This window comes from Staphylococcus sp. HMSC070D05, assembly GCF_001815595.1.
Classification (GTDB): Bacteria; Bacillota; Bacilli; order Staphylococcales; family Staphylococcaceae; genus Staphylococcus; species Staphylococcus hominis.
This window is the reverse complement of record NZ_KV821161.1, coordinates 42,426-67,482: the sequence shown is the minus strand read 5'-3', so window position 1 is coordinate 67,482 and position 25,057 is coordinate 42,426. Positions and strand designations below refer to the sequence as shown.

19 protein-coding genes, 1 tRNA gene and 1 pseudogene are annotated in these 25,057 nt (G+C 32.6%); 14 read left to right on the top strand and 7 right to left on the bottom strand.

Features of this window, described 5'->3' with window-relative positions:
* Window positions 1–78: 78 nt before the first annotated feature.
* The 3 genes from HMPREF3046_RS10595 (at window position 79) to HMPREF3046_RS10585 (ending at window position 2,051) form a co-directional block, all read left to right on the top strand.
* Window positions 79–591, top strand: coding sequence for a universal stress protein (locus HMPREF3046_RS10595; protein ID WP_070719413.1), 513 nt, complete (start codon window positions 79–81; stop codon window positions 589–591).
* 186 nt (window positions 592–777) lie between these two features.
* The gene (locus HMPREF3046_RS10590) at window positions 778–1,656 is read left to right on the top strand and encodes a mechanosensitive ion channel family protein (RefSeq protein ID WP_070719411.1); all 879 of its coding nucleotides are present in this window, start codon (window positions 778–780) and stop codon (window positions 1,654–1,656) included.
* 194 nt (window positions 1,657–1,850) lie between these two features.
* The gene (locus HMPREF3046_RS10585; RefSeq protein WP_002449526.1) at window positions 1,851–2,051 is read left to right on the top strand and encodes a hypothetical protein; all 201 of its coding nucleotides are present in this window, start codon (window positions 1,851–1,853) and stop codon (window positions 2,049–2,051) included.
* Between the two features lie 59 nt (window positions 2,052–2,110).
* On the opposite strand, the pseudogene HMPREF3046_RS11130 reads toward HMPREF3046_RS10585, so the two are convergent.
* Window positions 2,111–2,454 (bottom strand): annotated as a pseudogene (locus tag HMPREF3046_RS11130) (arsenate reductase).
* Between the two features lie 88 nt (window positions 2,455–2,542).
* A complete protein-coding gene (locus HMPREF3046_RS10575) occupies window positions 2,543–4,090 on the bottom strand; it encodes an SLC13 family permease (protein ID WP_070719406.1) in 1,548 nt (515 codons plus the stop codon).
* Window positions 4,091–4,570: 480 nt separating this feature from the next.
* On the opposite strand from HMPREF3046_RS10575, the gene HMPREF3046_RS10570 reads away from it, so the two are divergent.
* From HMPREF3046_RS10570 to HMPREF3046_RS10545, 6 genes are all read left to right on the top strand, one after another.
* On the top strand, window positions 4,571–5,563 hold the full coding sequence (locus HMPREF3046_RS10570; RefSeq protein WP_070719405.1) for a metal ABC transporter solute-binding protein, Zn/Mn family: 993 nt from the start codon (window positions 4,571–4,573) through the stop codon (window positions 5,561–5,563).
* 185 nt (window positions 5,564–5,748) lie between these two features.
* Window positions 5,749–5,973 carry a hypothetical protein gene (locus HMPREF3046_RS10565; protein ID WP_002449204.1) on the top strand — a complete coding sequence of 75 codons (225 nt, stop codon included), beginning with the start codon at window positions 5,749–5,751 and terminating at the stop codon, window positions 5,971–5,973.
* Window positions 5,974–6,185: 212 nt separating this feature from the next.
* Window positions 6,186–7,544 carry a branched-chain amino acid transport system II carrier protein gene (brnQ, locus tag HMPREF3046_RS10560; protein ID WP_070719403.1) on the top strand — a complete coding sequence of 453 codons (1,359 nt, stop codon included), beginning with the start codon at window positions 6,186–6,188 and terminating at the stop codon, window positions 7,542–7,544.
* A gap of 137 nt (window positions 7,545–7,681) precedes the next feature.
* Window positions 7,682–9,802 (top strand): AAA family ATPase, encoded by a 2,121-nt coding sequence (locus tag HMPREF3046_RS10555; protein ID WP_070719399.1) that lies wholly within the window; start codon window positions 7,682–7,684, stop codon window positions 9,800–9,802.
* Entirely contained in the window at window positions 9,799–10,833 is a 1,035-nt protein-coding gene (mcrC, locus tag HMPREF3046_RS10550; RefSeq protein ID WP_070719398.1) for a 5-methylcytosine-specific restriction endonuclease system specificity protein McrC, read from the top strand. Before HMPREF3046_RS10555 ends, mcrC begins: the two co-directional genes overlap by 4 nt.
* 95 nt (window positions 10,834–10,928) lie before the next feature.
* Complete coding sequence (locus HMPREF3046_RS10545; RefSeq protein ID WP_070719396.1) at window positions 10,929–12,230, top strand: NtaA/DmoA family FMN-dependent monooxygenase; 1,302 nt, start codon at window positions 10,929–10,931, stop codon at window positions 12,228–12,230.
* A 77-nt stretch (window positions 12,231–12,307) separates the two neighbouring features.
* Here HMPREF3046_RS10545 and HMPREF3046_RS10540 read toward each other — a convergent pair whose 3' ends face one another.
* Window positions 12,308–13,684 (bottom strand): amino acid permease, encoded by a 1,377-nt coding sequence (locus tag HMPREF3046_RS10540; protein ID WP_070719394.1) that lies wholly within the window; start codon window positions 13,682–13,684, stop codon window positions 12,308–12,310.
* Window positions 13,685–13,990: 306 nt separating this feature from the next.
* On the opposite strand from HMPREF3046_RS10540, the gene HMPREF3046_RS10535 reads away from it, so the two are divergent.
* The 3 genes from HMPREF3046_RS10535 to HMPREF3046_RS10525 all read left to right on the top strand — a co-directional run bounded on the left by HMPREF3046_RS10535 (window position 13,991) and on the right by HMPREF3046_RS10525 (window position 17,420).
* Window positions 13,991–14,611: a nitroreductase family protein gene (locus HMPREF3046_RS10535; RefSeq protein ID WP_070719393.1), complete on the top strand. Its 621-nt coding sequence runs from the start codon at window positions 13,991–13,993 to the stop codon at window positions 14,609–14,611.
* A 208-nt stretch (window positions 14,612–14,819) separates the two neighbouring features.
* Window positions 14,820–16,829, top strand: coding sequence for a catalase (locus tag HMPREF3046_RS10530; protein WP_070719390.1), 2,010 nt, complete (start codon window positions 14,820–14,822; stop codon window positions 16,827–16,829).
* A 336-nt stretch (window positions 16,830–17,165) separates the two neighbouring features.
* A complete protein-coding gene (locus HMPREF3046_RS10525; RefSeq protein WP_070719388.1) occupies window positions 17,166–17,420 on the top strand; it encodes a hypothetical protein in 255 nt (84 codons plus the stop codon).
* A 251-nt stretch (window positions 17,421–17,671) separates the two neighbouring features.
* On the opposite strand, the gene lip is transcribed toward HMPREF3046_RS10525, so the two are convergent.
* Together lip and HMPREF3046_RS10515 are read right to left on the bottom strand one after the other, a co-directional pair.
* A complete protein-coding gene (gene lip, locus HMPREF3046_RS10520; protein WP_070719387.1) occupies window positions 17,672–19,972 on the bottom strand; it encodes a YSIRK-targeted triacylglycerol lipase in 2,301 nt (766 codons plus the stop codon).
* Between the two features lie 569 nt (window positions 19,973–20,541).
* A tRNA-Lys gene (locus HMPREF3046_RS10515) sits at window positions 20,542–20,632 on the bottom strand.
* A 217-nt stretch (window positions 20,633–20,849) separates the two neighbouring features.
* Here HMPREF3046_RS10515 and HMPREF3046_RS10510 point away from each other — a divergent pair.
* Both HMPREF3046_RS10510 and HMPREF3046_RS11670 read left to right on the top strand, forming a co-directional pair.
* Window positions 20,850–21,722, top strand: a complete 873-nt coding sequence (locus HMPREF3046_RS10510) for a trypsin-like serine peptidase (protein WP_070719384.1) — start codon at window positions 20,850–20,852, stop codon at window positions 21,720–21,722.
* A gap of 614 nt (window positions 21,723–22,336) precedes the next feature.
* Complete coding sequence (locus tag HMPREF3046_RS11670) at window positions 22,337–23,179, top strand: hypothetical protein (protein WP_371093864.1); 843 nt, start codon at window positions 22,337–22,339, stop codon at window positions 23,177–23,179.
* Between the two features lie 26 nt (window positions 23,180–23,205).
* On the opposite strand, the gene HMPREF3046_RS10500 is transcribed toward HMPREF3046_RS11670, so the two are convergent.
* Both HMPREF3046_RS10500 and HMPREF3046_RS10495 read right to left on the bottom strand, forming a co-directional pair.
* A complete protein-coding gene (locus tag HMPREF3046_RS10500) occupies window positions 23,206–24,081 on the bottom strand; it encodes an HTH domain-containing protein (RefSeq protein WP_070719380.1) in 876 nt (291 codons plus the stop codon).
* A 118-nt stretch (window positions 24,082–24,199) separates the two neighbouring features.
* Window positions 24,200–25,054, bottom strand: a complete 855-nt coding sequence (locus HMPREF3046_RS10495) for an oxidoreductase (protein ID WP_070719378.1) — start codon at window positions 25,052–25,054, stop codon at window positions 24,200–24,202.
* Window positions 25,055–25,057: the final 3 nt, after the last annotated feature.

Genomic DNA, 25,057 nt, shown 5'->3' with positions numbered 1-25,057 from the left:
AAGCGTTTTACATATTAATACCCATTTTTTTGAAACAGTGCTAAAATAAAGGTGAGAACAGATAAGGGGGAGATTAAAATGTTAGCATACAAAAACATTTTAATTGCAGTTGATGGATCAAACGAAGCAGAATGGGCTTTTAATAAAGCCGTTGATGTAGCAAAACGTAATGATGCAAAGCTCACAATTGTGCATGTGATTGATACGAGAACGTATACCGCGTATGAAGTGTACGCATCTCAATTTGACCCGTCTAAAGAGTATTCTGAGAAGTTACTTGAAGGCTATAAAGAACTTGCCGTTAAAGAAGGGGTGACAAATGTAGAAACACGACTTGAATTTGGCCCACCGAAATTACTCATTCCTAAAAATTTAGCAAATGAATTAGATGTTGATTTAATTATGTGTGGCGCTTCAGGTTTAAATGCAGTCGAACGTTTTATGATTGGTTCGGTATCAGAAGCGATTGTACGTCATGCCTCATGTGATGTATTAGTTGTACGTACTGAAGAAATTCCAGAAGACTTTGAATCAAAAGTTGCAACCCCAGCATTTAGAAGACGATATTTTGAAAGTTCAGAGCATAAGTAATGACGACTTAATATATGACTTCATTCTCACGAAGCAGTGAGAATGAAGTTTTTTATTCTGGAATAAAGCAAATGATTATTTCAGATAATATATAAAATATGGTATCATTTTTATTTAAGTGTCGTGTTCTAAATAATAGCACGCAATCATTTAAAAATCTAAGTATAAAAGGAGTATTATATCAACATGAGTCAAATGAAACAACTGTTTATTAAATTTATTGAACCATTGACGAAGATAGAATTTTATCAAAATTTACTAGCCAATATTTTAATTATTGTTGCTTATATCTTATTAGGTATGATTGTTATTGCAATTTCTAGAAAAGTAGTAACGAAATTTTTTAAAGTCAATGAGAAGAAGAAGACACGCTATAAAATTAAAAGAAGTGAGACACTTTCAACACTTGTTCAAAACTTAATTAGTTATGTTGTTTGGTTTATTGTTCTTACATCAGTTCTCTCTCGTTTTGGAATTAGCGTCTCAGCTATTTTAGCTGGGGCTGGTGTTGTTGGTTTAGCAGTTGGTTTTGGTGCCCAGACTGTTGTAAAAGATATCATTACCGGCTTTTTCGTTATTTTTGAAGGACAATTCGACGTTAGCGATTATGTTCAAATTAATTCGTCAGGTGTAACGATTGCAGAAGGGACAGTACAAACAATAGGTTTACGATCTACACGTATTCAATCTGATACTGGAGAAGTGTATACCTTACCTAATGGGACAATTAGTGAAATTGTAAACTATTCTAAGACAGATGTATCGCCCCTTATTGCAATTCCGATTTCTCCAAATGAAGATTATGAAGTTATTGAAAAAGAATTAAAAGCTTTCTTACCAACATTAAAAGATAAATATGATATGTTCGTTGCTGCACCTGATTTACTTGGTTTAGATAGTATTGATGGTAATGAAATGGTAATTAAATTATTAGCTCATGTTAAACCAGGCATGCATTTTCCAGGCCAACGTTTATTAAGAAAAGAAATTATAAGTTACTTTAACGATGTAGGCATTCATACGCCTAAACCAACACTTGTGAAATTAGAAGATGAAGAAAAATAAACAAATGTTTATAATAATAGTTTTTTAAAATTTTTTCATAAGTTTTTTATAATAACTTTTGATGACCAAAAAGTTATTTAATTATCATCATATAAACTGATAAATAATTAATGATTTCTAATTATTTAAGATTTGCCTACATTACACTTTAGGTGTAATATCAAACTGTAATAAATAGAAAGGGATGATAAGTAATGTGGGTGAAAGACTTTTATTATGATGGTAATGCGTACATCAATAAAAATGTATGGGAGTACATGTGTAAAGATAATGTGACGTTTGATAAAGCCATTGAGGCACTTAATTTAAATTATAAAGATGCGGTTGCGAATGAGAGGGACATTCCAAATTTAGACATTGAGAGAAAAAATATTGTAACAAGTGACTTTTGGTAAGCATGGCTATATCAATAAACAGCAGTTACTACGTCAAATACGTAGTAACTGCTGTTTTATTATGTTCTATACTTAAATTGTTCAATCGCATTTTTAATGTCATCTCGAACACGTTGGAATTCTGACCCATCTTTTCCGGCTGGGTCATCGAAGCTCCAATGTTCTTTTTAAACACCTGATGGCATAGTAGGACAATGCGCATCAGCATGACTGCATAATGTTACTACTAAGTCTGATTGTTTTAAAATAGTATCATTAATTAAATCCGAGGTATGATTTGAAATGTCGATACCACTTCTTTCATTGCTTTAATGGCTTTAGGATTAACACCATGTGTTTCAAGGCCTCCGAAATATACATTCCATTCATCACCTAAAATTGCTTTTCCAAAACCCTCAGCCATTTGGCTAAGACAAGAATTCCCTGTACAAATAAATGGTTTTTTTGATCATGATAAATCTCTCTATCTATAAAATGAATCTGACTTCATTTTACACTAAACCTAACCATTTCCAATACGTTAAGCTAAATAAAATCACAAGAATATAACCTATAATAGTGAGAGGAATACCTGATTTTAAGAAATCTTTAACTGTAAATGTATCCGTACCGTAGGCTAACATATTTTGTGGTGCACTCACTGGTAATAAGAATCCAAAGCTAATCACAAATTGTTGTATTAAAACAAAGCCGATAGAATGATCGCCTAGCCCTAATGTTGATGTTAATGAAATAAATACGGGTATCAGTGCAGAGGATAAGCTTGTTGCACTCGCAAAACCTAAATGAATTAAAATATTGAATAATGTAATGAGTGCAATCGTTGCGATAATTGGTAACTCTTTTAGTCCCATTAACCCAAATGTTTTATCACTGAGCCATTGAGCAGCGCCTGTTTTAAGTAAGACGTTACCAAGTGAGATGCCTACACCAAAGACGATAATTGTCCCCCATGGAATTTTCTTTTCAACGCCTTTCCAAGTAATCACACCGATTTTAGGCATGAGCATCATACCTAATGCAATTAAAGTAACACTTGCTGAATCGATAGGATGAAGTACTTTTTCGGTAGACCAAAAGATCAGTAATAAGATAGAAATGACAATGAGGCGCCATTCTCTAGCACTCATTGGACCTAGTTCGTTTAAATCATGTTTAATCAATTCTTTACCACCTTCAATGGCCTCTCGTTCAGGTGGCATCACTTTCATCATAATGAAATATAAGGCAATAGACATCAGTATAGACCACGGTGCAGCGTATAAAAACCATTCACCCCAAGACACGTTATAGCCTAAGTTTTGATTAATGAAATTGATAGCGACGATATTTTGCGCAGCGGCAGTTTTAATACCGATATTCCAAATCGATACAGCTTGTACGGATGTAATAATTAAGAGTGATGCTAGTTTACTATCTTTACTCACTTTAAAGGCTGCAATCATCCCGAGTAAAATGGGTACAACAGCACCAGCACGAGCCGTAGCAGAAGGTACAAAAAAGGCTAATACAATTGATACTAAAATTGCACCGATAACAATATGTTTTGTTTTATTTCCTACAATAGAAAGGACATAAAGTGCTAGCCGTTTATGAAGATTGGTTTCTTGCATGGCAGCTGCTAAGAATAAAGCGGCGGTCACAAGTGCTACTGCAGAAGTAGAAAAACCACTAAATGCGAGACTCAGAGCATTGTTTGTGCCTAATAATTCGCTTCCCTTCAGAATGGCGTTTCCACTTTTAGGATGACCAAGTTGTTCTGAGAGATGTTGAACAGGACTAAAGCCAAGTAATAATATAATAAGTCCTAAAATTAAAGTAGCTGAAACTGGATAAGATACTGCTTCAGTAACCCACATGATTACAGCAAAAGCAAGAATGGCAAGCGCTGCTTTAGCCATGACCGGTAAGCTACTTGAAGTAGGTAATAATAAAATCATTACTAATACGATAAAACTAATCACAATCCATAATGGTTTATATCCTTTATTAGATGTCTCTTTTTTAGATTGATTAGTGATTTGATTCCCCTTTGTCATTATCATCGTCCCCCTTAAAATAGTTACACTATTATTTTAACAAGAAAGCGCTTTATTTTAGGAGTTATATTTTAAAATACACAAAATTTTCAAAAAACTATTAATTAAAGCTAATAAACATAGAAATATTGAGATGAAAAGGAGCGAAACAATGAATTTAATGGGAATTCTGTTTCACTCTATTACTTATATATTAAAGTTGTCCGAAATCATTTTTAATTTTATCTATAGCAATACATTCTCCACTCATTGTTTCAGGCATTACTTTACTTTTGCTATTAAATATTTCAATAATGACTTATTTATCTAGAAGAAATTTCTCCATAATAAAAATCCTTTTATAACTTTCAGTCCTTTTTCTAACTGTAGTAAAACAACAATTATATATAATAATTTTCATTTTTTTAAATCGTCCATTGACAATTTCGATATGAAATGCGATTATTAAAACGTAATAATTACGATTTAGGAGAGAAGAAAATGATTAAGAAAAGTTTAATGTTAGTCTTCATCAGTATTTTAACGTTGTCACTTGTAGCTTGTGGAACATCCAATAGTGGTAGTGATAAAGATAAAAAATCAGAGAACAATGAAAAGCTTGAGGTAAAAACGACAGTATATCCACTGAAATCTTTTGCTCAACAAATTGGTGGTAAATACGTTCATGTTGAATCAGTCTATCCGAATGGAATGGATCCACATACATATGAGCCGAGTCAAAAACAAATGGTCGATATTGGTAAATCAGATTTATTTGTATATACAGGGGATAATCTAGACCCAGTCGCTAAAAAAATTGCAAATGCAATGAATGATAAAAATAAAACATTATCATTAGAATCATCTTTAAATAAAGCCGATTTGTTAAAAGGCGAAGAGGATGAACATGAACATGGTGAACATGAAGAACATGGCGAGCACGAAGAACATGAGCATCATCATGGTAAATATGATCCTCATGTTTGGTTAGATCCTGTATTAAGTCAACAATTTGCGAAAGATATAAAGGATGAATTAGTTAAAAAAGATGCTAAACATAAAGATGACTATGAAAAGAATTATAAAAAATTAGTTAGTGATTTGAAGGATTTAGATAAAGATATGAAACGTGCTGTTAAAGGTCAAGAAGGTAAAACAGTATATATTTCACATGATTCTATTGGTTATTTAGCTGATCGCTATGGCTTTAAGCAAGAAGGCATCGAAAATATGAATGCTGAAGAACCAAGTCAAAAAGATCTTACAAATATTGTAAAACAAATTAAAGAGGATAAGGTAAACTATATCCTAGCTGAAGAAAATGTGTCGAATAAAGTTGCAGACACGGTTAGAAAAGAAACACATGCAAAAACAATTTCATTTTATAATATGGGTTCTCATACTAAACAACAAGACAATGACAGTAATACGTATCAATCATTTATGAAGAAAAATATTAAAGCTATTGAAAAAGCTTTAAAAAATGAATCTTAAAATTAAAGTATATTAAAGTAAAGAAGTAAGATATGAAGATCAAGTCAATTCTATCTTACTTCTTTTTTATAGGCTTCCTTTTTCAAAAAAAAGTGGTATATTAAATTTAAATAATATGTAGGGCATTATTTATTATTTTTATGAAGTAAGGGTTTATCACTAATAGATTGTAAGGAGACAGCGTCATGAATATTTATAGACTGCGTTACCAACACCATAAAGACATTGTAGATGACAATATTTTAACGGTATTTGTATTGGCCAAAAACGAAGAAGATGTAAGGAAATTTGCGAAAACGGTAAATTACAAAGTTGAAGATGTTAAACATACAACATATGAAGCTTATGAAGAAGCTAAAGCAAAAGGTGAAACATATCGCCTTGAACATGCAGATACATATATTAGCTAAGTCTGTATAACTAAAAATGATAACTAAGGATAAATATCGATGAGTATAACGTTACATTTAAAACTTCTTTTTGCATAAAAAATGAATGTAATCATGCGAAGAGAAGTTTTTTTATGTATTATTATCTAACTTTTTTAAAAATTCTAAAGAAATTGATTTTAAAAAAATGTATAATATCTATTATGACTTTAAGAGGGAAACGAGGAAAGACAATGAAACAGAAACTTACATTTAAAGAGAATCTCTTTATTGGGTCGATGCTTTTTGGTTTGTTCTTTGGAGCAGGAAATTTAATTTTCCCACTTCATCTAGGGCAAATGGCAGGCGCGAATGTATTACTTGCGAATTTAGGATTTTTAATTACAGCAATCGGTTTACCATTTTTAGGAATTATTGCGATTGGTATTTCTAAGACGAATGGTGTATTTGCAATTTCTTCACGCGTAAGTAAAATTTATGCATACATATTTACGATTGGTCTTTATCTTGTTATTGGACCCTTCTTTGCTTTACCAAGACTTGCAACAACATCATATGAAATTGCTTTTTCACCATTTGTTTCTCCAAGCAGTGGAAAATGGATTTTACCTGTCTTTAGTATGTTGTTCTTTATCGTAGCTTGGTTTTTTGCACGTAAACCCTCTAAAATCTTAGACTATATTGGCAAGTTCTTAAATCCAGTCTTTTTGATTTTATTAGGTATCGTGGTCGTACTTGCATTGATTCACCCAATGGGCAGTATAAGTCATGCACCAATAAGTTCTGATTACAATAAGAGTGTATTATTAAAAGGGTTTATCGATGGGTATAATACATTGGATGCACTGGCATCACTAGCATTTGGAATCATTATTGTAACGACTATTAAAAAATTAGGTATTACAAATCCTAATGATATTGCTAAAGAAACAGTGAAATCGGGGGCCATTAGCATTATTGGCATGGGTGTCATCTATACACTTCTTGCAGTAATGGGAACAATGAGTCTTGGAGAATTTAAAGTAAGTGAAAATGGAGGCATTGCCCTTGCACAAATTGCCCAACATTATTTAGGTGATTTCGGAATTATTGTTTTATCACTTATTATTATTGTGGCGTGTTTAAAAACGGCAATTGGTTTAATTACAGCTTTTTCAGAAACATTTACAGAACTATTTCCTAAAACGAACTACATTGTATTAGCCACTATGGTTAGTGTATTGGCGTTTATATTTGCGAATGTCGGATTAACAAAAATTATTATGTACTCATTACCCGTATTAATGTTTATTTATCCATTAGCCATTACACTGATTTTACTAACCTTAGTAAGTCATTTATTTAATAATTCGTCAATTGTGTATCGCTTTACTACATTATTTACAGTGATTGCTGCATTTTTTGATGGTATTAAAGCGAGTCCAGAACCTTTTGTGAAAACAAACTTCGCGCAATCATTAATCGGTTTTGCTGAGAATTATTTACCATTCTTTGATATCGGTATGGGATGGATTGTCCCAGCATTAATTGGATTTATTATCGGACTTATTGTCTACAAAGTTCGTGGTAACAAACACGAAGTTCAAGCATAATTAAGCCATTTACTATAAGTTATAAGAAGTTGAAATCATACGATCTTATAGCTTATTTTTTATATTTTTTAAAGGTATAAATATATTTATAAAATGTATTAAAATGAAGATAATAATGATTTTGAGGAGAAATAAAGATGGACTATAAGATAGATAAAACATGGGCAATCTTTTATAAAGCCTTAGCTAATAAATTGTTAGAATATCAAAATTGTCGTGATCAATTGATTGAGAAAATACAAGAACTTTATATTAACACTCAAATCAATATGCCTAAATTAGAAATTAATAATGAAATGATAGATATGGATCCATTTACTGTGTTTGGATTATTTAATAAGAGTTCTATGACTAAAAAAAATAGAATTAAAATTATAGAAGAAATGGCCAAACTATTTGATGTGAAAGCAGATATACCACAAAATTTTGATGGTATTCCGACAGTGATGAATTTACGTGCTACATTTTATAATTTTAAGAATGATCGTGAAGCACAAGATATTGAAAATTTATGGTCGTTGTTTGAAATTGCTTTATTGTATTCAGCAGATAAAAGTGAAGATAATGAAAATAACTTTAAGAGAAAATTTAATCAAGTGATGGCTCAGCCTGGAATCGGTATGGGTAAGTTAACCAGTGGATTATTTTGGATTGATTCTGACACATTTGCCAATTTAGATTCTCGAGCGATTTGGTATATTTTTGAAGAAAGCGAAATCAGTACAAAGTATATCAATTTTGAGGTTAACTTAAAACAATCATTAACTGCGACCACGTATTTAATGATTATTGAAAAATTAAAATTATTTTTAAAAGAGGATAACTATTTGAATGATTTTATTGATTTAAGTTATGAAGCATGGCGCAAATCAAAAGAAGTCAAGCAAAACTCAAAAGTAAAAGATATCGATGCAGATAAGGATTTAGAAGTCGTGAATTATTGGATTTATTCTCCAAAACCACAAGATGTTGATTTTGCTTCTTTTATTGAGAATGGAGAAATGTCTATTGGATATAACGAGTTAGAAGATTTCTCGAAATATGCATCTAAAGAAGAGATTAATCAAAAATTACAACAATTGAACCATAATCAGCATCATTATATTCATACGGTTAATGCCATATGGGAATTTAGTAAAGAAATGAAACGTGGGGATATTGTTTATGTGAAAAAAGGACAGACTGATATTGTAGGATGGGGCGTTGTTTCATCCAATCATCAATATAAAAATGATAAAAATATCATTCAGCTTGTTTGGAAGGAGAAAGGAAACTGGAAGATTCCAATAAAAACATTAAATAAGACGCTCACTAAAATCACGCCATATAGTGAAACGATTCGGAAATTTAATGAGTTATTTTCAGTTGAACATTCTGATGGAGTGGTTGCTACACAAACGACTTATCCCATTTATACAGCAGAACAATTCTTAGACGACGTATTTATGAATGAAGAAGACTATGACACGCTTGTGCAATTAATTAGAAGAAAAAAGAATGTCATCTTACAAGGGCCACCAGGCGTAGGTAAAACGTATGCAGCGAAACGATTGGCTTATTCAATGATAGGTGTTAAAGATAAAGAACGTGTGAAACTTGTACAATTCCATCAAAGCTATTCATATGAAGATTTTGTGATGGGTTATCGTCCTACTGAAACTGGCTTTGAATTGCGTACCGGTGCGTTTTACAATTTTTGTAAGCAAGCAGAAGAAGATAATGAGAAAGACCATTTCTTTATTATCGATGAAATTAATCGTGGCAATTTAAGTAAGATATTTGGTGAGTTGTTTATGTTAATTGAAAATGATAAGAGGGGAATGGAAATAGAATTACTCTATGCAGATGAGAAATTCTGTGTTCCAGATAATGTTTATATTATTGGTATGATGAATACAGCAGATCGAAGCTTAGCTATGCTTGATTATGCACTACGACGTCGATTTGCATTTTTTGATATGAAGCCTGCCTTTGAAACCATACAATTTAAACATTATCAAGAAAATTTAAAAAATCCACAATTTGATGCATTAATTGATACAATTCAAGCACTGAATGTCGACATTCGAGATGATGATATGTTAGGTGAGGGGTTCGTTATTGGCCATAGTTATTTCAGTAATATGGTTGATGTCACAGAGTCTGAATTATCAAATATTATTGAATTCGAAATGATACCATTATTAAAAGAATATTGGTTTGACGACCCTTCAAAAGTGGATAGTTGGAAGGTACGTTTAAGGGAAGCGATTCAATGATTAACATTCATAATATTTATTATATGTTGTCTTACGCGTTTACAGTTTTGAATAAGAAAGGCTATCAACATATAGCAACAGAATCATTTAATAATGTGGCAGATTTATATAGTGCGCTCCTGATTAAAGGCGTATCGAGTCAATTAAAATATGGTCTTCAACATGACTATTTAGAACACAATGACTCGCTTAATGTGATACGAGGAAAGATTAATGTCACAGCATCCATACAACAAGGAACAATGATGCATAAACAGTTAAATTGCACGTATGATGAATTTTCAATTAATACGTATATGAATCAAATTCTAAAAACAACAATGCTTAATGTTCTAAAATTAGATATTTCGCGCACACGTAAAAAAGCGTTAAAACGACTGCTGATATATTTTGAACAAGTAGATATATTAGATTATCGACATATTGATTGGCAGTTACGATTTGATCGTCATCACGAAACATATCGTATGTTAATGGCTATTTGTTACCTTGTTACGCAAGGACGAATTCAGTCAGAAAGAAGCGGTTCAAGAGAAACGATGATGTTCGAAGATGAACAACAGATGGCGCGTTTATATGAACGGTTTGTTAGGGCTTATTATAAAAAGGAATTTCCACAGTTAAAAGTCACCGCGTCTTATATTCCATGGGCCATTGATGATGATTATCGTCACATGTTACCGACAATGAGAAGTGATGTCATGCTCACTTATGGCAAACAATGTTTAATTATTGATACAAAGTATTATACGTCAACGTTACAACAGTATTTTGATACAAGAACGATTCATTCTGGAAATTTATATCAAATATTTGCGTATGTAAAAAATGAAGCATTTCACTTAAAATCGAAACAGATAAATGTTGCGGGGATGTTACTGTATGCGAAAACGGATGAACAACTTGTACCTGATAATACGTTTCAGATGAGTGGCAATACGATTAGTGTCAAAACAGTGGATTTAAATCAAGATTTTATTCATATTGCTAAACAACTAGATGATATTGTATATAATTATTTTAAGATATAAAATAGTTAGTAGATATTGTAAAATTTCAACAATTCATATACGATATATGCAAATTAAAATGACAATTTTGACTTATAACAAAGGGGTTAATGACAATGAAACACATGCATTTATCTGTTTTAGCTTATAGTACAGGTCTACATCCTGCCTCTTGGAGACTACCACATTCATATGTTGAAGAAGTTGGAGATATTGATTTTCAAATTAAGTTAGCGAAATTAGCCGAAAAAGGTAAACTGGATGCATTCTTCTTAGGTGATGGTCAATATATTTCTGGAGAAGAAACGGGACATATTTCTTATTATTTTGAACCACTAACGGCGCTTGCTGCCATTTCACGTGAAACACATTCAATTGGTTTGATAGGTACCATTTCTTCTTCTTTTTATGAACCTTATCTTGCAGCACGTATGCTTTCAAGTTTACATCAAATGTCTCATGGGCGTATTGGGGCAAATATTGTAACATCTCAATTTGATTTAGAAGCACAAAACTACTCGATGAAAGCTTTACCACATCTTGAAAAACGTTATGAACGAGCAGATGAATTTATTAATGTAATGAAAAAATTATGGGGATCATTTACTGCAGAGGCTATCGTTAATCACAAAAACTCAGGAATAGGTTTAAATCATCAGTATATTCATCCACTTCATTATCAAGGAAAGTATTTTCAAGTTGCCGGAGCTATTAACATTCCAACACCAAAATATGGTCGACCACGTTTATTTCAAGCAGGAACTTCTATTCCAGGTCGTGATTTAGCAGTACGACACGTGGATGCTATTTTTTCAATTGCATGGAATTTACAAGATGGCCAACAGTTCAGACAAGACATTCATCAACGTGCCATGGAAGAAAATCGTCAACCACCTCTTGTATTACCAGGTCTCACCGTTTATGTTGATGAGAATGAGAAGGACGCTTATAAACTTAAACAACAATTAGATGATATGATCCCACTTGAAAAACGCAAGAAACAATTATCTAAAGCCATTGGTCTAGATATAAGTGAATGGACACTAGATGAAGTCGTACCATCATTACCACCTTATGATGCATTAGAGAAAAAAGTTGTAAAATCTGTGTATGAAGCCGTACAGCGTGCTATTATGACCGAGCAACTTACCTTACGCGATCTATTAGATCGATTTGGTACTTGGGTAGGACATAAAACGATAGTGGGAACACCGGAACAAGTAGCGGATGAAATGATTGAATGGTTTGAAAAAGAAGCGTGCGATGGTTTTATGTTAATGTCACCAACATATCCAAACGCATTTGAAAAATTTATTGATTTAGTCATTCCAGTTCTTCAAGCGCGTGGCGTGTTTAGAAAAGAATATGAAAGTCATATGTTAAAAGACCATTTAAATATAAATACAGAGAAAGTATAATTAAACTTCCTTTTATTCAATAGATATCATAAAAAAAGACTTCCTCCATTAGGGGGAAGTCTAAAATGTTCTTCATATTATTCCATTTTAACTTTTGCTTTATCAGATTCTTTTTTATACTTTTGATACATAATCCAAAGAATAATTCCCCATACTGGTATAAATAATACACCAATTCTTGTTGAGCTATTAATGAGTAAGATAATAAAGATAAAGGCGAAGAAAGCTAGAATCGCAAATGCCATATATTTTCCACCGGGCATTTTGAATTTACTATCTTTGTGTAATTCTGGATTGCGTTTGACATAATTTAGATAGGCAATCATGATAAGTGTCCAAATTAAAATATTCAATACTGTTGAAAATATCGTAATTTGAACGAACACTTTTGTTGCATCTTTAAATATTGCATTTAAAATAACTGAAATACTTAATAAGCCGCATGTGACTAAAATAGCATAGTGAGGTACACCATGTTTATTTGTTTTATGCAAGAATGGTGGGCCTTGTTTACGACCTGCTAAACCGTACATTGTACGACTATTTGCGAAAATACCACTATTACATGATGAAGCAGCTGCTGTTAAAACGACAAAGTTAATAATACCGGCAGCAAATGGAATACCAATCAGTCCGAATAATTTTACGTAAGGACTGTCTGCAGGGTTTAATTTATCCCAAGGTACGACAGACATAATCACTGCTAATGAGCCAATATAGAAAATTAAAATACGCGCAGGTACATTGTTAATTGCTTGAGGAATCGTTTTGTGTGGGTTCTTAGTTTCCCCAGCTGTAATTCCGATTAACTCAATACCAATAAATGAAAAGATAGCCATTTGGAATGCCATCAAGAAACCTTGAATACCATTCGGGAAAAATCCACCTCTAGACCAAAGGTTCGTTACGCTTGCTTGTCCATATGATGTTTTCATTCCAAGCACAATCATCACAATACCAACAATGATTAAGGCTACAATTGTTATCACTTTAATAATTGACAGCCAGAATTCTAACTCTCCAAATAGCTTTGCACTGAATAAGTTCAAAGCGACTAATACTAAGATAGTAAATGCAGCTGTTAGCCAGTTTGGTACTGTAGGATACCAATACCCTACATATTTCGCTACTGCAGTTACCTCAGCCATACCTGAGATAATCCAAGTTAACCAATACGTCCATCCGACCATAAATCCAGCAATTGGTCCAATATAATGATGGGCGATATCGCCAAATGATTTAAATCCTAAGTTTGATAACAATATTTCACCCATTGCTCTCATAAACATAAATAATACAAAACCGACAATAACATAAGTCAATAAAATAGACGGTCCGGCTAAATGTACAGATTCACCTGATCCAAGGAACAGTCCTGTACCAATTGCGCCACCAATAGCGATAAGTTGAATATGTCTATTACTCAACTCTCTTTGCAGTTTATCTTCTGCCATAATTTTCTTCCCTTTCATGAGTAACCTTATGACTGAAACTTTATGACTGAATCCAATACCCTTTGTTATAACATAAATAATTTTTCTAAATTTCAAATTATTTATTTGTTAAGGTTAAGGATACCCTATTTAGTTAATGTTAATCAAATAATAGTCTAATAGATAAATGTTAATACATTATTAACTATAATTAATAATGTATTAAATTGAGTGTTTTTTTAAATCTATAAGCAAATTACTTCTATTTATTTTCAATGTATTTAATAATCTAGGTTACGTAATTAAAATATGAAAGTAGGGAAATGAATGAACGATTTTAACGAAATATTGGAAAGTAGAAAATCTGTGAAAGGATTTGATCCAAATTATAAAATTCCACATGAAGAAATGAATGAAATCATTAGAAAGGCAACAAAAGCACCTTCATCAGTGAATATGCAGCCGTGGCGTTTTGTTGTTGTAGAAAGTGATGAAGCGAAAGCAAAATTACGTCCATTAATTCGTTTTAATACGTCACAAAATGATACATCTTCAGCGATGATTGTTATTTTCGGTGATTTACAATGTTATGAGGAAGGCGAATTTATCTATAACAAAGCGGTTGAGGAAGGACATATGCCTCAAGAAGTAAAAGATCAAATGTTACCTTTTGTAATGGATACTTACAAAAATAGTTCACGTGAGGTCATGAGTGATATCGTAAAAATAGATAGCAGTTTAGCTGCAATGCAACTAATGTTAGTTGCAAAACAATATGGATATGATACGAACCCTATTGGTGGTTTTGAGCATGACAAAATTGGCAAAGCATTCGGATATAATTTAGATCGTTACGTTCCAGTGTTAATCGTTGCGATTGGTAAGAAAGAAAAAGAACCGCATACATCATATAGAATGCCAGTTGATAAGGTAGTAGATTATCAATAATTAAAGTTTAATATAAAATATCAAAAAATATATTTTCATAAATGATTATAAAAGAAAGTTCTTTAAATAAAAATTTATGGAAATATATTTTTTCTTTAAAATGATTAATTCTTTTATAAATGGGAATAACTAACTATATTCCGTAATAAGGAAACAATATACATAACAATGTATTTACGATACCAATCTATATCTAGGAGAGATAAGTATGGATCAATCAAATGAAAACAAAAAACAACAACAATTAGATGCTCTAAGAAAAAATAATGATGGTACAGCAATGACTACAAATAGTGGTATGAAAGTAAGTGAAGATGAAAATTCACTGACAGTAGGGGATAGAGGTCCGACTTTACTAGAAGACTTCCACTTCCGTGAAAAAATGATGCACTTTGACCATGAACGTATTCCTGAACGTGTGGTACACGCACGTGGATTCGGTGCACATGGTGAATTCCAAGTGTATGAAGATTTAAGTGAATATACAAGTGCTGACTTCTTAACACACCCTGAAAAAACAACACCTGTATTTGTGCGTTTCTCTACTGTACAAGGTTCTAAAGGATCTCCAGATACAGTACGTGACATTCGTGGTTTTGCTACTAAATTCTATACTGATGAAGGTAACTTCGATTTAGTAGGTAACAACGCACCTGTATTCTTTATTCAAGATGCAATTAAATTCCCTGACTTCGTACATGCATTAAAACCAGAGCCACATAATGAAATGCCACAAGGTGGTTCAGCGCACGATACATTCTGGGATTTCATTGGTCAAAACCCTGAATCTATGCACGCAGTATTCTGGGCAATGAGTGATAGAGGGATTCCTAAAAACTTCCGTCAACAAGAAGGTTTTGGTGTACACACATTTAGACTTGTAAATAAAGAAGGTCAATCTTACTTTGTTAAATTCCACTGGAAACCTAAACAAGGTTTAGAAAGCTTAGTATGGGATGAAGCACAAATCTTACATGGTAAAGACATTGATTTCCATCGTAAAGATTTATATGAATCAATTGATAAAGGCGACTATCCTGAATGGGAATTAGGCTTACAAATTATCAAACCTGAACAAGAATTTGACTTTGATTTTGATATTTTAGATCCAACTAAATTATGGCCAGAAGATCAAGTACCTGTGAAAATTGTTGGTAAAATGACGTTGAACCGTAATGTAGATAACGTCTTTGCAGAAACTGAACAAGTTGCGTTCCACCCTGCACATATTGTTCCAGGTATTGATTTCTCTAATGATCCATTATTACAAGGTCGTTTATTCTCTTACACAGATACACAAATCTCTCGTCTTGGCGGACCAAACTTTAACCAAATTCCTATTAACCGCCCAGTTGCAGATGTTCACAATAATCAACGCGATGCAATGCATCAATCATATATTCATCAAGGTCAAACAGCCTACCATAAAAATGGCTTGAACAATAATGACCCTCATACGACACCTAAAGAACAAGGTGGTTTCGAGCATTATCATGAAAAAGTAGAAGGTTATAAAGTACGTCAACGTAGTGATAGCTTCAAAGATTACTATACTCAAGCTAAATTATATAAAAACAGCTTAACTGAAGCAGAACAACAACACTTAGCTGATGCATTTTCATTTGAAATTGGTAAATGTAAATCAACAGAAGTAAAACAAAATGCTGTTAATCAAATTAATAAAGTTGATCGTAAATTAGCTGAATACGTAGCAAATAATGTAGGCGTAGAGGTTCCAGCAGAAAACGAAGAAGTGCAATCAGATGCTAAAGATAGCCAATTAACATTGGAAAAATTTGACATCCCATTAAAAGGACACTCTGTAGCAGTGCTTGTAAATGGTGATATTAGCGCTGAAACATTAAAATCATATGCAGAAGTATTTGTTAACAACGACTTAAACTATGCATTTGTTGGACAAACAGCTAAAAACCTTAATGATGACGAAATTGGTATTACTGAAACTTATAGCACAGCAAGTTCAACAGTATTTGATAGTGTAATCGTTCTTTCAGACGGTAAAGAAATGTTACCAGATGCTATAGATTTTGTTGAAATGAGCTATAATCATAAAAAACCTATTGTAATCACTGAGGAAGCGAAAAATGTATTACAAAGCAATCGTATTGATTTAGATGCGCCTGGCGTTGTAGTATCTAGCGAACCACAAGCCATCCTTGACGCATTCAAACGTTACAGATATTTTGATAGAAAATAATAAGTGTTATTTTGGAAAAGAGAGGGATAGTGTACTATCCCTCTCTTTTTATTTAGTTAAGAAAGAAACATTACATATGATAGTCAAACTAAAAAAAGATGCGTCCAATATACCGAGCATATCTTAGTTCTAGAAAAAGATACTTCAATTATTCACAAACGCATGAGGGTATTTGATTATGACTCTAGTGTTAACATGCCAACCTCATGAACTACATTCTAATACAATACATTCAGTTTTCCGACAGTGACGATTTTGTGTACTTTTTCTAGAAACAGGGTAATAAACTAGAAAGTCTAGCAAATGACTTAATGACAGTTTAAGGGAGTAGAACAAATGATTGATATTCAAATTCAAAAATGTGACTTAATTGAAGTAATTGAATCAATAATCAATGAAAAAGTCAAAGTTGAAAATCAAGATGCATGTGGATATTTAGCGACTGAAATTGTGAATGGATTAGAAGACTACAATAGTGAAGAAACTCAAGCAAATAATTTATTAGGATTGAATAGTGCATTACGTCATGAAGTCAAAGCTTCTAACCATTCTAAAAAGATAACACTTTCAGCAAATGAAGATACGTTTTAAGTAAGTAATACTCATATAGATACACAAAATTAAAATGTAAACTATACGACGCTTTAATAAACCATTATTTTCTAATTCTTGAACAATAAAAAATCACCTCTAGTGAGATGATAAGTACACGATCATCTCACTAGGGGTGATTTTAGTATATTTAATTAGAAAAATAACGATGTCATAACTCTAAAAAATGAAGAAAATAGTTGAAAGATATCACCAGACATTAGACAACCACCTTTCCGTAAAAAATTATATTAAGCTTTGTTAGTTGAAGTTAACGCTTCTGTTTGAACCAAATCATCTGCTAAATCATACCAAAACTGTTGTAATTCTTCTCGCGTGCGTTTTGTATCTGTACTATCTTGACCTACAAAATCGACATGATCCCAGTCGTGTTTAGTAGGTGTTACTTGCCAAATGCCTTTTTGATTTGTATCTGTTGCTTCTGTATAAGCTTGATTGAAAGGATGTTGAGATGAAATCACAGATACAAGACCATCATTTTCTCTCCATTCTTTTTCAGTGGATTTACCAATTAGATTTGCTGTCACTGTGAATGGTAAGAAGAGATTGTAATCTGCTTTATGTTTACCAAATAATGTAGAGTGTGTTGCTTCGCCTGTGTATGTTTTATAAACGATATTTGGATTAAGTGATGTTTTGCGGTTAAGATCTGTCGCACCATCACGTGTTAAATCGTATAGACCATTGTCTTTCGTTTGCCATAATTTAGATGTTTTAGCGCGTGAAAGGTATGATAAATAAGATTCTCCAGGTTGTTGTTTTAGACCCCATTGAGACAGACCGAAGTCTACTCGAGAGTTTTTGTTACCTAGTTGTTTACCTATATCGAAAGCGATTTGACGAACAATAGCTTCATTACCTAACTTATCAGAGGCATGTGTACCATTATGCGGTGTGCCTAATGTTGTAATTGAAGAAACCATATTATCGTGTCCACCTTGTAGTAAAGGAGAAATGTCACCACCATGTGTTTTTTGGTATTCAATTTCTTCTTGACTACCATTTCTTAATAATTCTTCTAATTGACGAACAGTTTGTCCTCCCATACTATGACCAACTAGATGCACTTTTTGACCAGGTTGCCAATCTTTATAAACACCTTCGTATGTTTTACCATAGCGTTCATGTCCATATCTTTCTGCATGTGCAGCACCATAATCTACAGTACCACCTTTAATATAGTAATATAGTTCAACGGCACGGTCATAGTTACTACCAAATGCACTAATACTTGCTTCATAAGAGTTATAACCATTTTGTTCTAACTCTTGACGAATGTTTAATTTATCGCCACCCCAATAATGTGATAAGACATTAGGATTAATATCATCAGTAAATCCATTAAAACCATGAACGAGAATAATTGGATCTTGATTTTTATATTGACTTTGTTTAGCAACTTTATTGGTTTGATCTTTTGTTTCTGCCGTACCTTGTTGTTGAGATGTATTATTTGTTGTTGCTACTGCATTATTAGCTAATGTCTCTAAGCCAGCCTGTGAATTTTTTTGATCTTTAGCATCTTTATTTCCAACAGTTTCATTTGTTGTACCATCAATTGAGATCGCTTCATCTTTAGTGTTTAAAGTATTCTCTATAGGTGTAGTAGAATCTGTAGATTGTTTTGCTGTCACAGTTTGTTTTGTTTCAGTAGTCTCGACTGTATCATTGTTTTGTTCAGTGGACGGTGTTTTCGCTTCATGCTTGTCATTAACATTTGATTCTTCTTCAGACTCAGATGATGTGGATGGCGTTGTTTTTTTGTTTAGCTCTGATTGATTCGTTTCTGCTGAACGATTACCAGTTGTTTTTAATGTATTCTCTTTTGTAGATGGTGTTTTTGCTTCATTAGTTGAGTGTTCATGAATTGTCGCTTTCTCTGTCGTTGGATTTTCATTTGTTGCTCTTTCTGAAGATTGAGAATGTTGTTCGTTCACAGATAACTCACTTGCTGGTGTGTCTTCTGTTGTATTCTCTTTTTTATTTGAAGTTGGTGTGTCTTTTTGAATTGTGTTTTTAGTCGATTCTTGTGTTTCAAGAGAAGGGTGCTCCTCTTTAGTTGAAACTGACTCAGAGTCATCAAAAGATGTTTTTGTAGATGATGTTTCTTTAGTTTCAGCTGCTGCCTCTTCAGTTTCAGCTGTTGAATATTTTGTAGTTTGATGGGTTACATTGTTGTCAGTTGCTTCTTCTTTTGTATTCGTTTTATGATTGGCGTTTTTAGTTTGAGTTGAGGTCGTATTTTCATTATGTAAGCCTTGTTGTTTTTCATTTTTGTTAGCTACTGACTGAGATGTAGCAGTAGCTTGTTCGTCAGGTTGAACATTGTCTTGTTGTGTTTCTTGATTATCAGATTGTTTTTTATGATCTCCAATAGATTGTGCTACTGCTGAGTCAGGATTTTCTGCTTCCTGATGTGCTTCTGCTGCTTGTGCAGCACCGCCTCCCATAAATAGCAATGTTGCTACTAAAATGGATGATGCGCCCACACTGAATTTACGAATACTGTATCTATTTTGTCTTGTTTTCATAAATAGCACCTCTATTAATTGTTTTTTTGTTATAAAGTATATAGATTAAATAAAAATATTAATAATTGATCGTGGTATAAAACCGAAAAACTTACTAAATATCGCTTTAATATGTTCCAACGTCATCATCCTTTCTTAACCGACATTTTAGAAAGCGTTTACAAACATAGCGAAAAAATTGTCGTATGTAGAACGGAGCCACATACGAGATTTAACCATCAACGTTGTCGATTGATTGAATGTAAATTGAATGTAAATAGATAGTAACGCTATATGAAAGTGTTGTCAATAATCTGTCACAATTACATAGAGTAAACGTACATTTTAAGTATATATAAACGTGAAATGTGTAATAAAATTGTAAATTAAGGGGCAAAAACCTAATAAAGTAGACTGTTCCTTAAAAATTATTACTTGTGTGTATTCAAATGTAACTCGGGGTTTCTAGGAGAACGAGGTGGCGTAATACGTCTCCCTTTTCCAAGAGGCATTTGGATAATAGAGAATGCTAATATAAAAAGTGAAATAAAAAAGAAACCTAAGAATTGAATCTTAGGTTTCTTAGATAGCGGAGGGAGAAGGATTTGAACCAACGCGAGCTAAAAGCTCCTACTAACCATAAAATGGTTAGCCTCTTAAGCCAGGCTTGAGTATCCCTCCATAATTTTACTTTAATACTATACTATATATTTTGAAGTTTGTAAAGAAAAATATTTTCTATGTAAATACTTTATAAATGTACATTAAAGTTAAAAATAAATTGTTTTATAAAAAAGACGCATACTGTCCTTTGTTTGTTTTATAATATTGATGTACATATTTTATTTTAAACATAAAACAATTCATTTCTAAATTGAAGAAAGCAGGGGACAAATTAATGCTAAAATCTAAATTTGGTAAATCATTAGTAGCGAGTGTCGTTATTGGTGCCAGTGTACTCGGATATTCATCCCAACATCAAGAGGCTAAAGCTGTAGAAACCAACTATTATTATGACGGTATACAAAGAGGATCATATCAAGCCTATTTAAAAGCGAAAAAAATTAGTAACAGCAGTATTTCAATTCAACGCTATCCAAATGCCTCGCAAAATAATTTAAAGGCGATTGGTCGTGTATCTAATTTAAATGGTTGGAAAAAAGGTTCTCGCGATGCATCTGTAAGAAAACAAGATTCTATGGGAACAGGAACAGTGATTGGGGCACATACATTTGTAACAAATGCACACGTGATCGATGATCAATATGGTCGTGCAGCGGCTCCGAAATATATTAAATTTCAAATGAATCGTGATGGAAGTCGTATGCCATATGTTTTCCAAGCAACAGAAGTAATTAAAGTACCACAATATGATATTGCAGTGGTTCACACAAAACAAAATATGTCTAAATATGTGAAACCAGTTAAAATTGCAACGGATTCAGAGATTAAACAATTGAAATTCAATTCGCCACTTTATTCATTAGGATATCCATGGCAATATAACGACAACACCAAAGCGTATTTTAATAAACTTCGTGTAACTCAATTTTCAACAAATGGTACCGAGATTCAAACGAAAGATATTTTTAGATCAGGCGCTTCAGGCTCACCAATGTTAAATAGTACATTTACAAAAATGTATGGCTTAAGAACGTATGGATATAACTTAATGGGTGGTTCAACGGATGCTTATGCTAAACAAGAAATGTCTGGTGGTGAATCGTTTAAAGGATATGCTGGTCGTTTCGTACGTCAACATATTAAGTAATTGATATAAAAAAAGTACATGCTTTAGATAATGAAGTGTGTACTTTTTCATAACGACATACAGAGTCTGTTTAATATTGTCAGTTGAATATATATTTTTTTATTTTAAAAGGAGCGAAATAAATGAAGAAACATTACTTAGCTATCGGCGCAATAACGGCGACAACTTTACTTGCAGGTTGTGATTTAGGAGATGTTATTGGTAATCATAACTCGGATAAGCAATCTGAACATAAGACATCAAAATCCACTCACTCATCAAATCAAAATCATTCAAATTCTAATAAACATAACAAATCTAAGGATAACATAGATAACTTAACGCAAGGTGAAAAAGTAGCGTTAGCATTAAATGATCCGTCAGTTTCAGATTATGTCATCAACGCTAATGAATTAAAAAATCACTCTTATTTTGCGAATTATAACGGTGGCGGCGAACAAAAAAACATAGATACCTATCAATTAGAGACTACAGAACAGCTAGAAGGTGCACCAAGTGATATGAAATTCTACAATGCACAACCGGCAAAGGGTTCATTTGCGACAATCATTGGTGTTGGAAGCGACAAAGTCTTTATTGCTGCCACGCAAAGTTCGGGTACGTATGAACAATTTATGAATTCTTCTACAGGACATGAGTTAGATGTAGATACATTATTTGATAAATATAGTAAAAGTATTGATTATAAAGAAATTGCAAAACAAATTTCATTTAGTGGTAGTAAATCATCAACAAGTAACCACGCTTCTAATATGGATAATAAAAATTCAAAAGAGTACTTTGCTAGAGTGTGGCTCACAGCAAGAAATGATGTAGACAATATTTTTAAAGAAGATAGTATGAACTATACGCCTATAGATATGTCGGGTGAGCCTATTAATCCATATAATAAAAAAGCTTCAAAAGTATACCCAGATGGAACGATTGTACTATCTCCAAATTATACATTTTTAGGTCATGTTACTTTTAAAGATAACGGAGATGGAACTGTGACTTTCTACGATGTACCAAGTCATTTCCAAGGCCGTCTTTGGGAAGAAGATGATTATACTAAAAATGAAACGACACGTATTTTAAATAATGGAGAAACGAAACAACTTGCTAATCCTTCAGAAGCCAAGTTAGACGAAGTTGCAAATCATATCACTAGTGATACACCAGAACAACCAGAAGAATTTGATACTGACACAGAATCAAGTTCTGATGATACATCGAGTGAGAAAGATACCTCAAGTGATGAAAAAGTAACACGTGCAAATGTCATTGATAAGGTAGAAGATTATGAGGGGCACCAATTAGATACAGATACCTACACATATAAAGAACCAGAACAAGATGAAAACGGAGATTGGGGCTTCTCAATTTTAGATAAAAGTGGAGATTTAGTTGGCTCATATATTGTTACTTCTGACGGTGTAGTAACAAAATATGATGAACATGGAGATCCAATCGATTAATAAAAAGCAACAGCTGATTTTCATAGTCAGCTGTTGTTTTCTGTGTAAGTACGTTTAATTTCATCTAAACGCTCAATAAAACTATCGATATATGATTCCGGAGCAATGATTTTTGCTAGAGGAGCAAGTTGATAAGCAATATAATAAGCATCAAATCGCGTGCAATTTACCCATGCCAAAATGGTGTCTTCATTACGTGAAACAATCTCTTTAATTGAAAATTGTTGTTTAAATTGATTCCAAATGGTGGTACTCATTTCAAATAATACTGCATTGTTCGCGAAGTCTTTAGAAAATTTTGTATCTAGAACGTGTAAGGATGATATCGATTTCAAAGAAACAGTATGTATTTTATGTTGAAATTCGTAAGTAAACCAATAATCATAATGCATATACAAAATAGATAACGGTTTAATAGTTATTTTGTTATGATCTACCTCAATACGTACTCTATGTTTATTGACGATTGCTTTTTGAAGATCCATTAATATTTTTCCAGGAAGTAAATCATCACGTACTTTGAATTGATGTAACATCGTCATCAAAATATGTTTATCTTCTATTCTGACAGACGACATCGCATTTAAGAAAAATTTGTAAATATCATAATGAAGAATAGGTGTGAGACTTTGTAACTTAATGAGTAAACTTAGTACACCAAGGCTTTGTTTGTTCGTAGTATCATGTGTGAGTTCATAACCGCCTAATTGATAATTATAGACAACTTTAGTATGATTGCTTCTCCAAAAATGACTTTCATAAAAAAATGTATTAATTGTATTAATATCACGTTGAATGGATTTTTTGCTGACATTTGTAAAGCGATCTAAGTCTTCTTGAGTGACAACATGACCATTTAATAATAATGTCAAAATATTAAGTATACGTGTTGCTTTATCCAAAGATATATCTCCTTTTTATTAAAGTAAAAAAGTTTTTGAAAATAATTATATAGCTTGTAATATGGTTTATTACTATATAATTTGACAAAATATTAATGGTTAAACATTGATTTTAACATTAATATTCAATGGATAAAGAATGGTGAGACTGTAATAATGCGTAAACTGTATCTAACGATGGGGTAGAAAGATGATGTGTTCTAGCCTTACGATAAATAAAACCTTGAATTGCTTCTACTTCAAGGGGCTGATGATTCATAACATCATAATACATGCTTGTTCCCATATGATCTGGATAACCAGCATAGATATGCATAATATCTGCAACAATCGTGTCAGGCAAGGTAATACCTTCTGCCATAGCAACTTGTTTACCTTCTTCTAATAAGCGCGTGCATAATTGATAGACTTCCGAAATTTTTAAAATTTGTGCAGTATTGCCACCTAATGCAGTAATCGAATTAATACCAAGATTGACAAGTAATTTATACCAAATCGTTGTTTCTATGTGATCTTCTAATATAAGTTCTATTTTAGTATGTTCTAAATAGCGTTTAAGTTGTTCAGTCCGACGATCATGCTGAATATGCAAACGGTAATCTCTGAAATGGATCACTTCATCGTCTTTTTTCTGCCCACTAATATAGACCACAGCTTGGTAGACATGTTTAAATGGTAAAGTTGAACGCAAACCATATCCATTTTGAGCTAAGATAATGGTTGTCTCATCATGAGTAAGACGGTTTAAGTCTGGAACTAAAGATTCAAGTTGATGCGTTTTGACTGCCACGATAATCACATCGAAGGAGTTAGTCATAGACTTAATATCTTTAACAATGACATATTGATTTGCAGGTCGAAAGTGAACGGACTTATTTGTTCTTCCAAGTAATGTGATATGAGGTAATACTTGTTGTAATTCATAGGCAATCGTCGTACCTACAGCGCCTGGTCCAATAATCGCAATACGCATTTA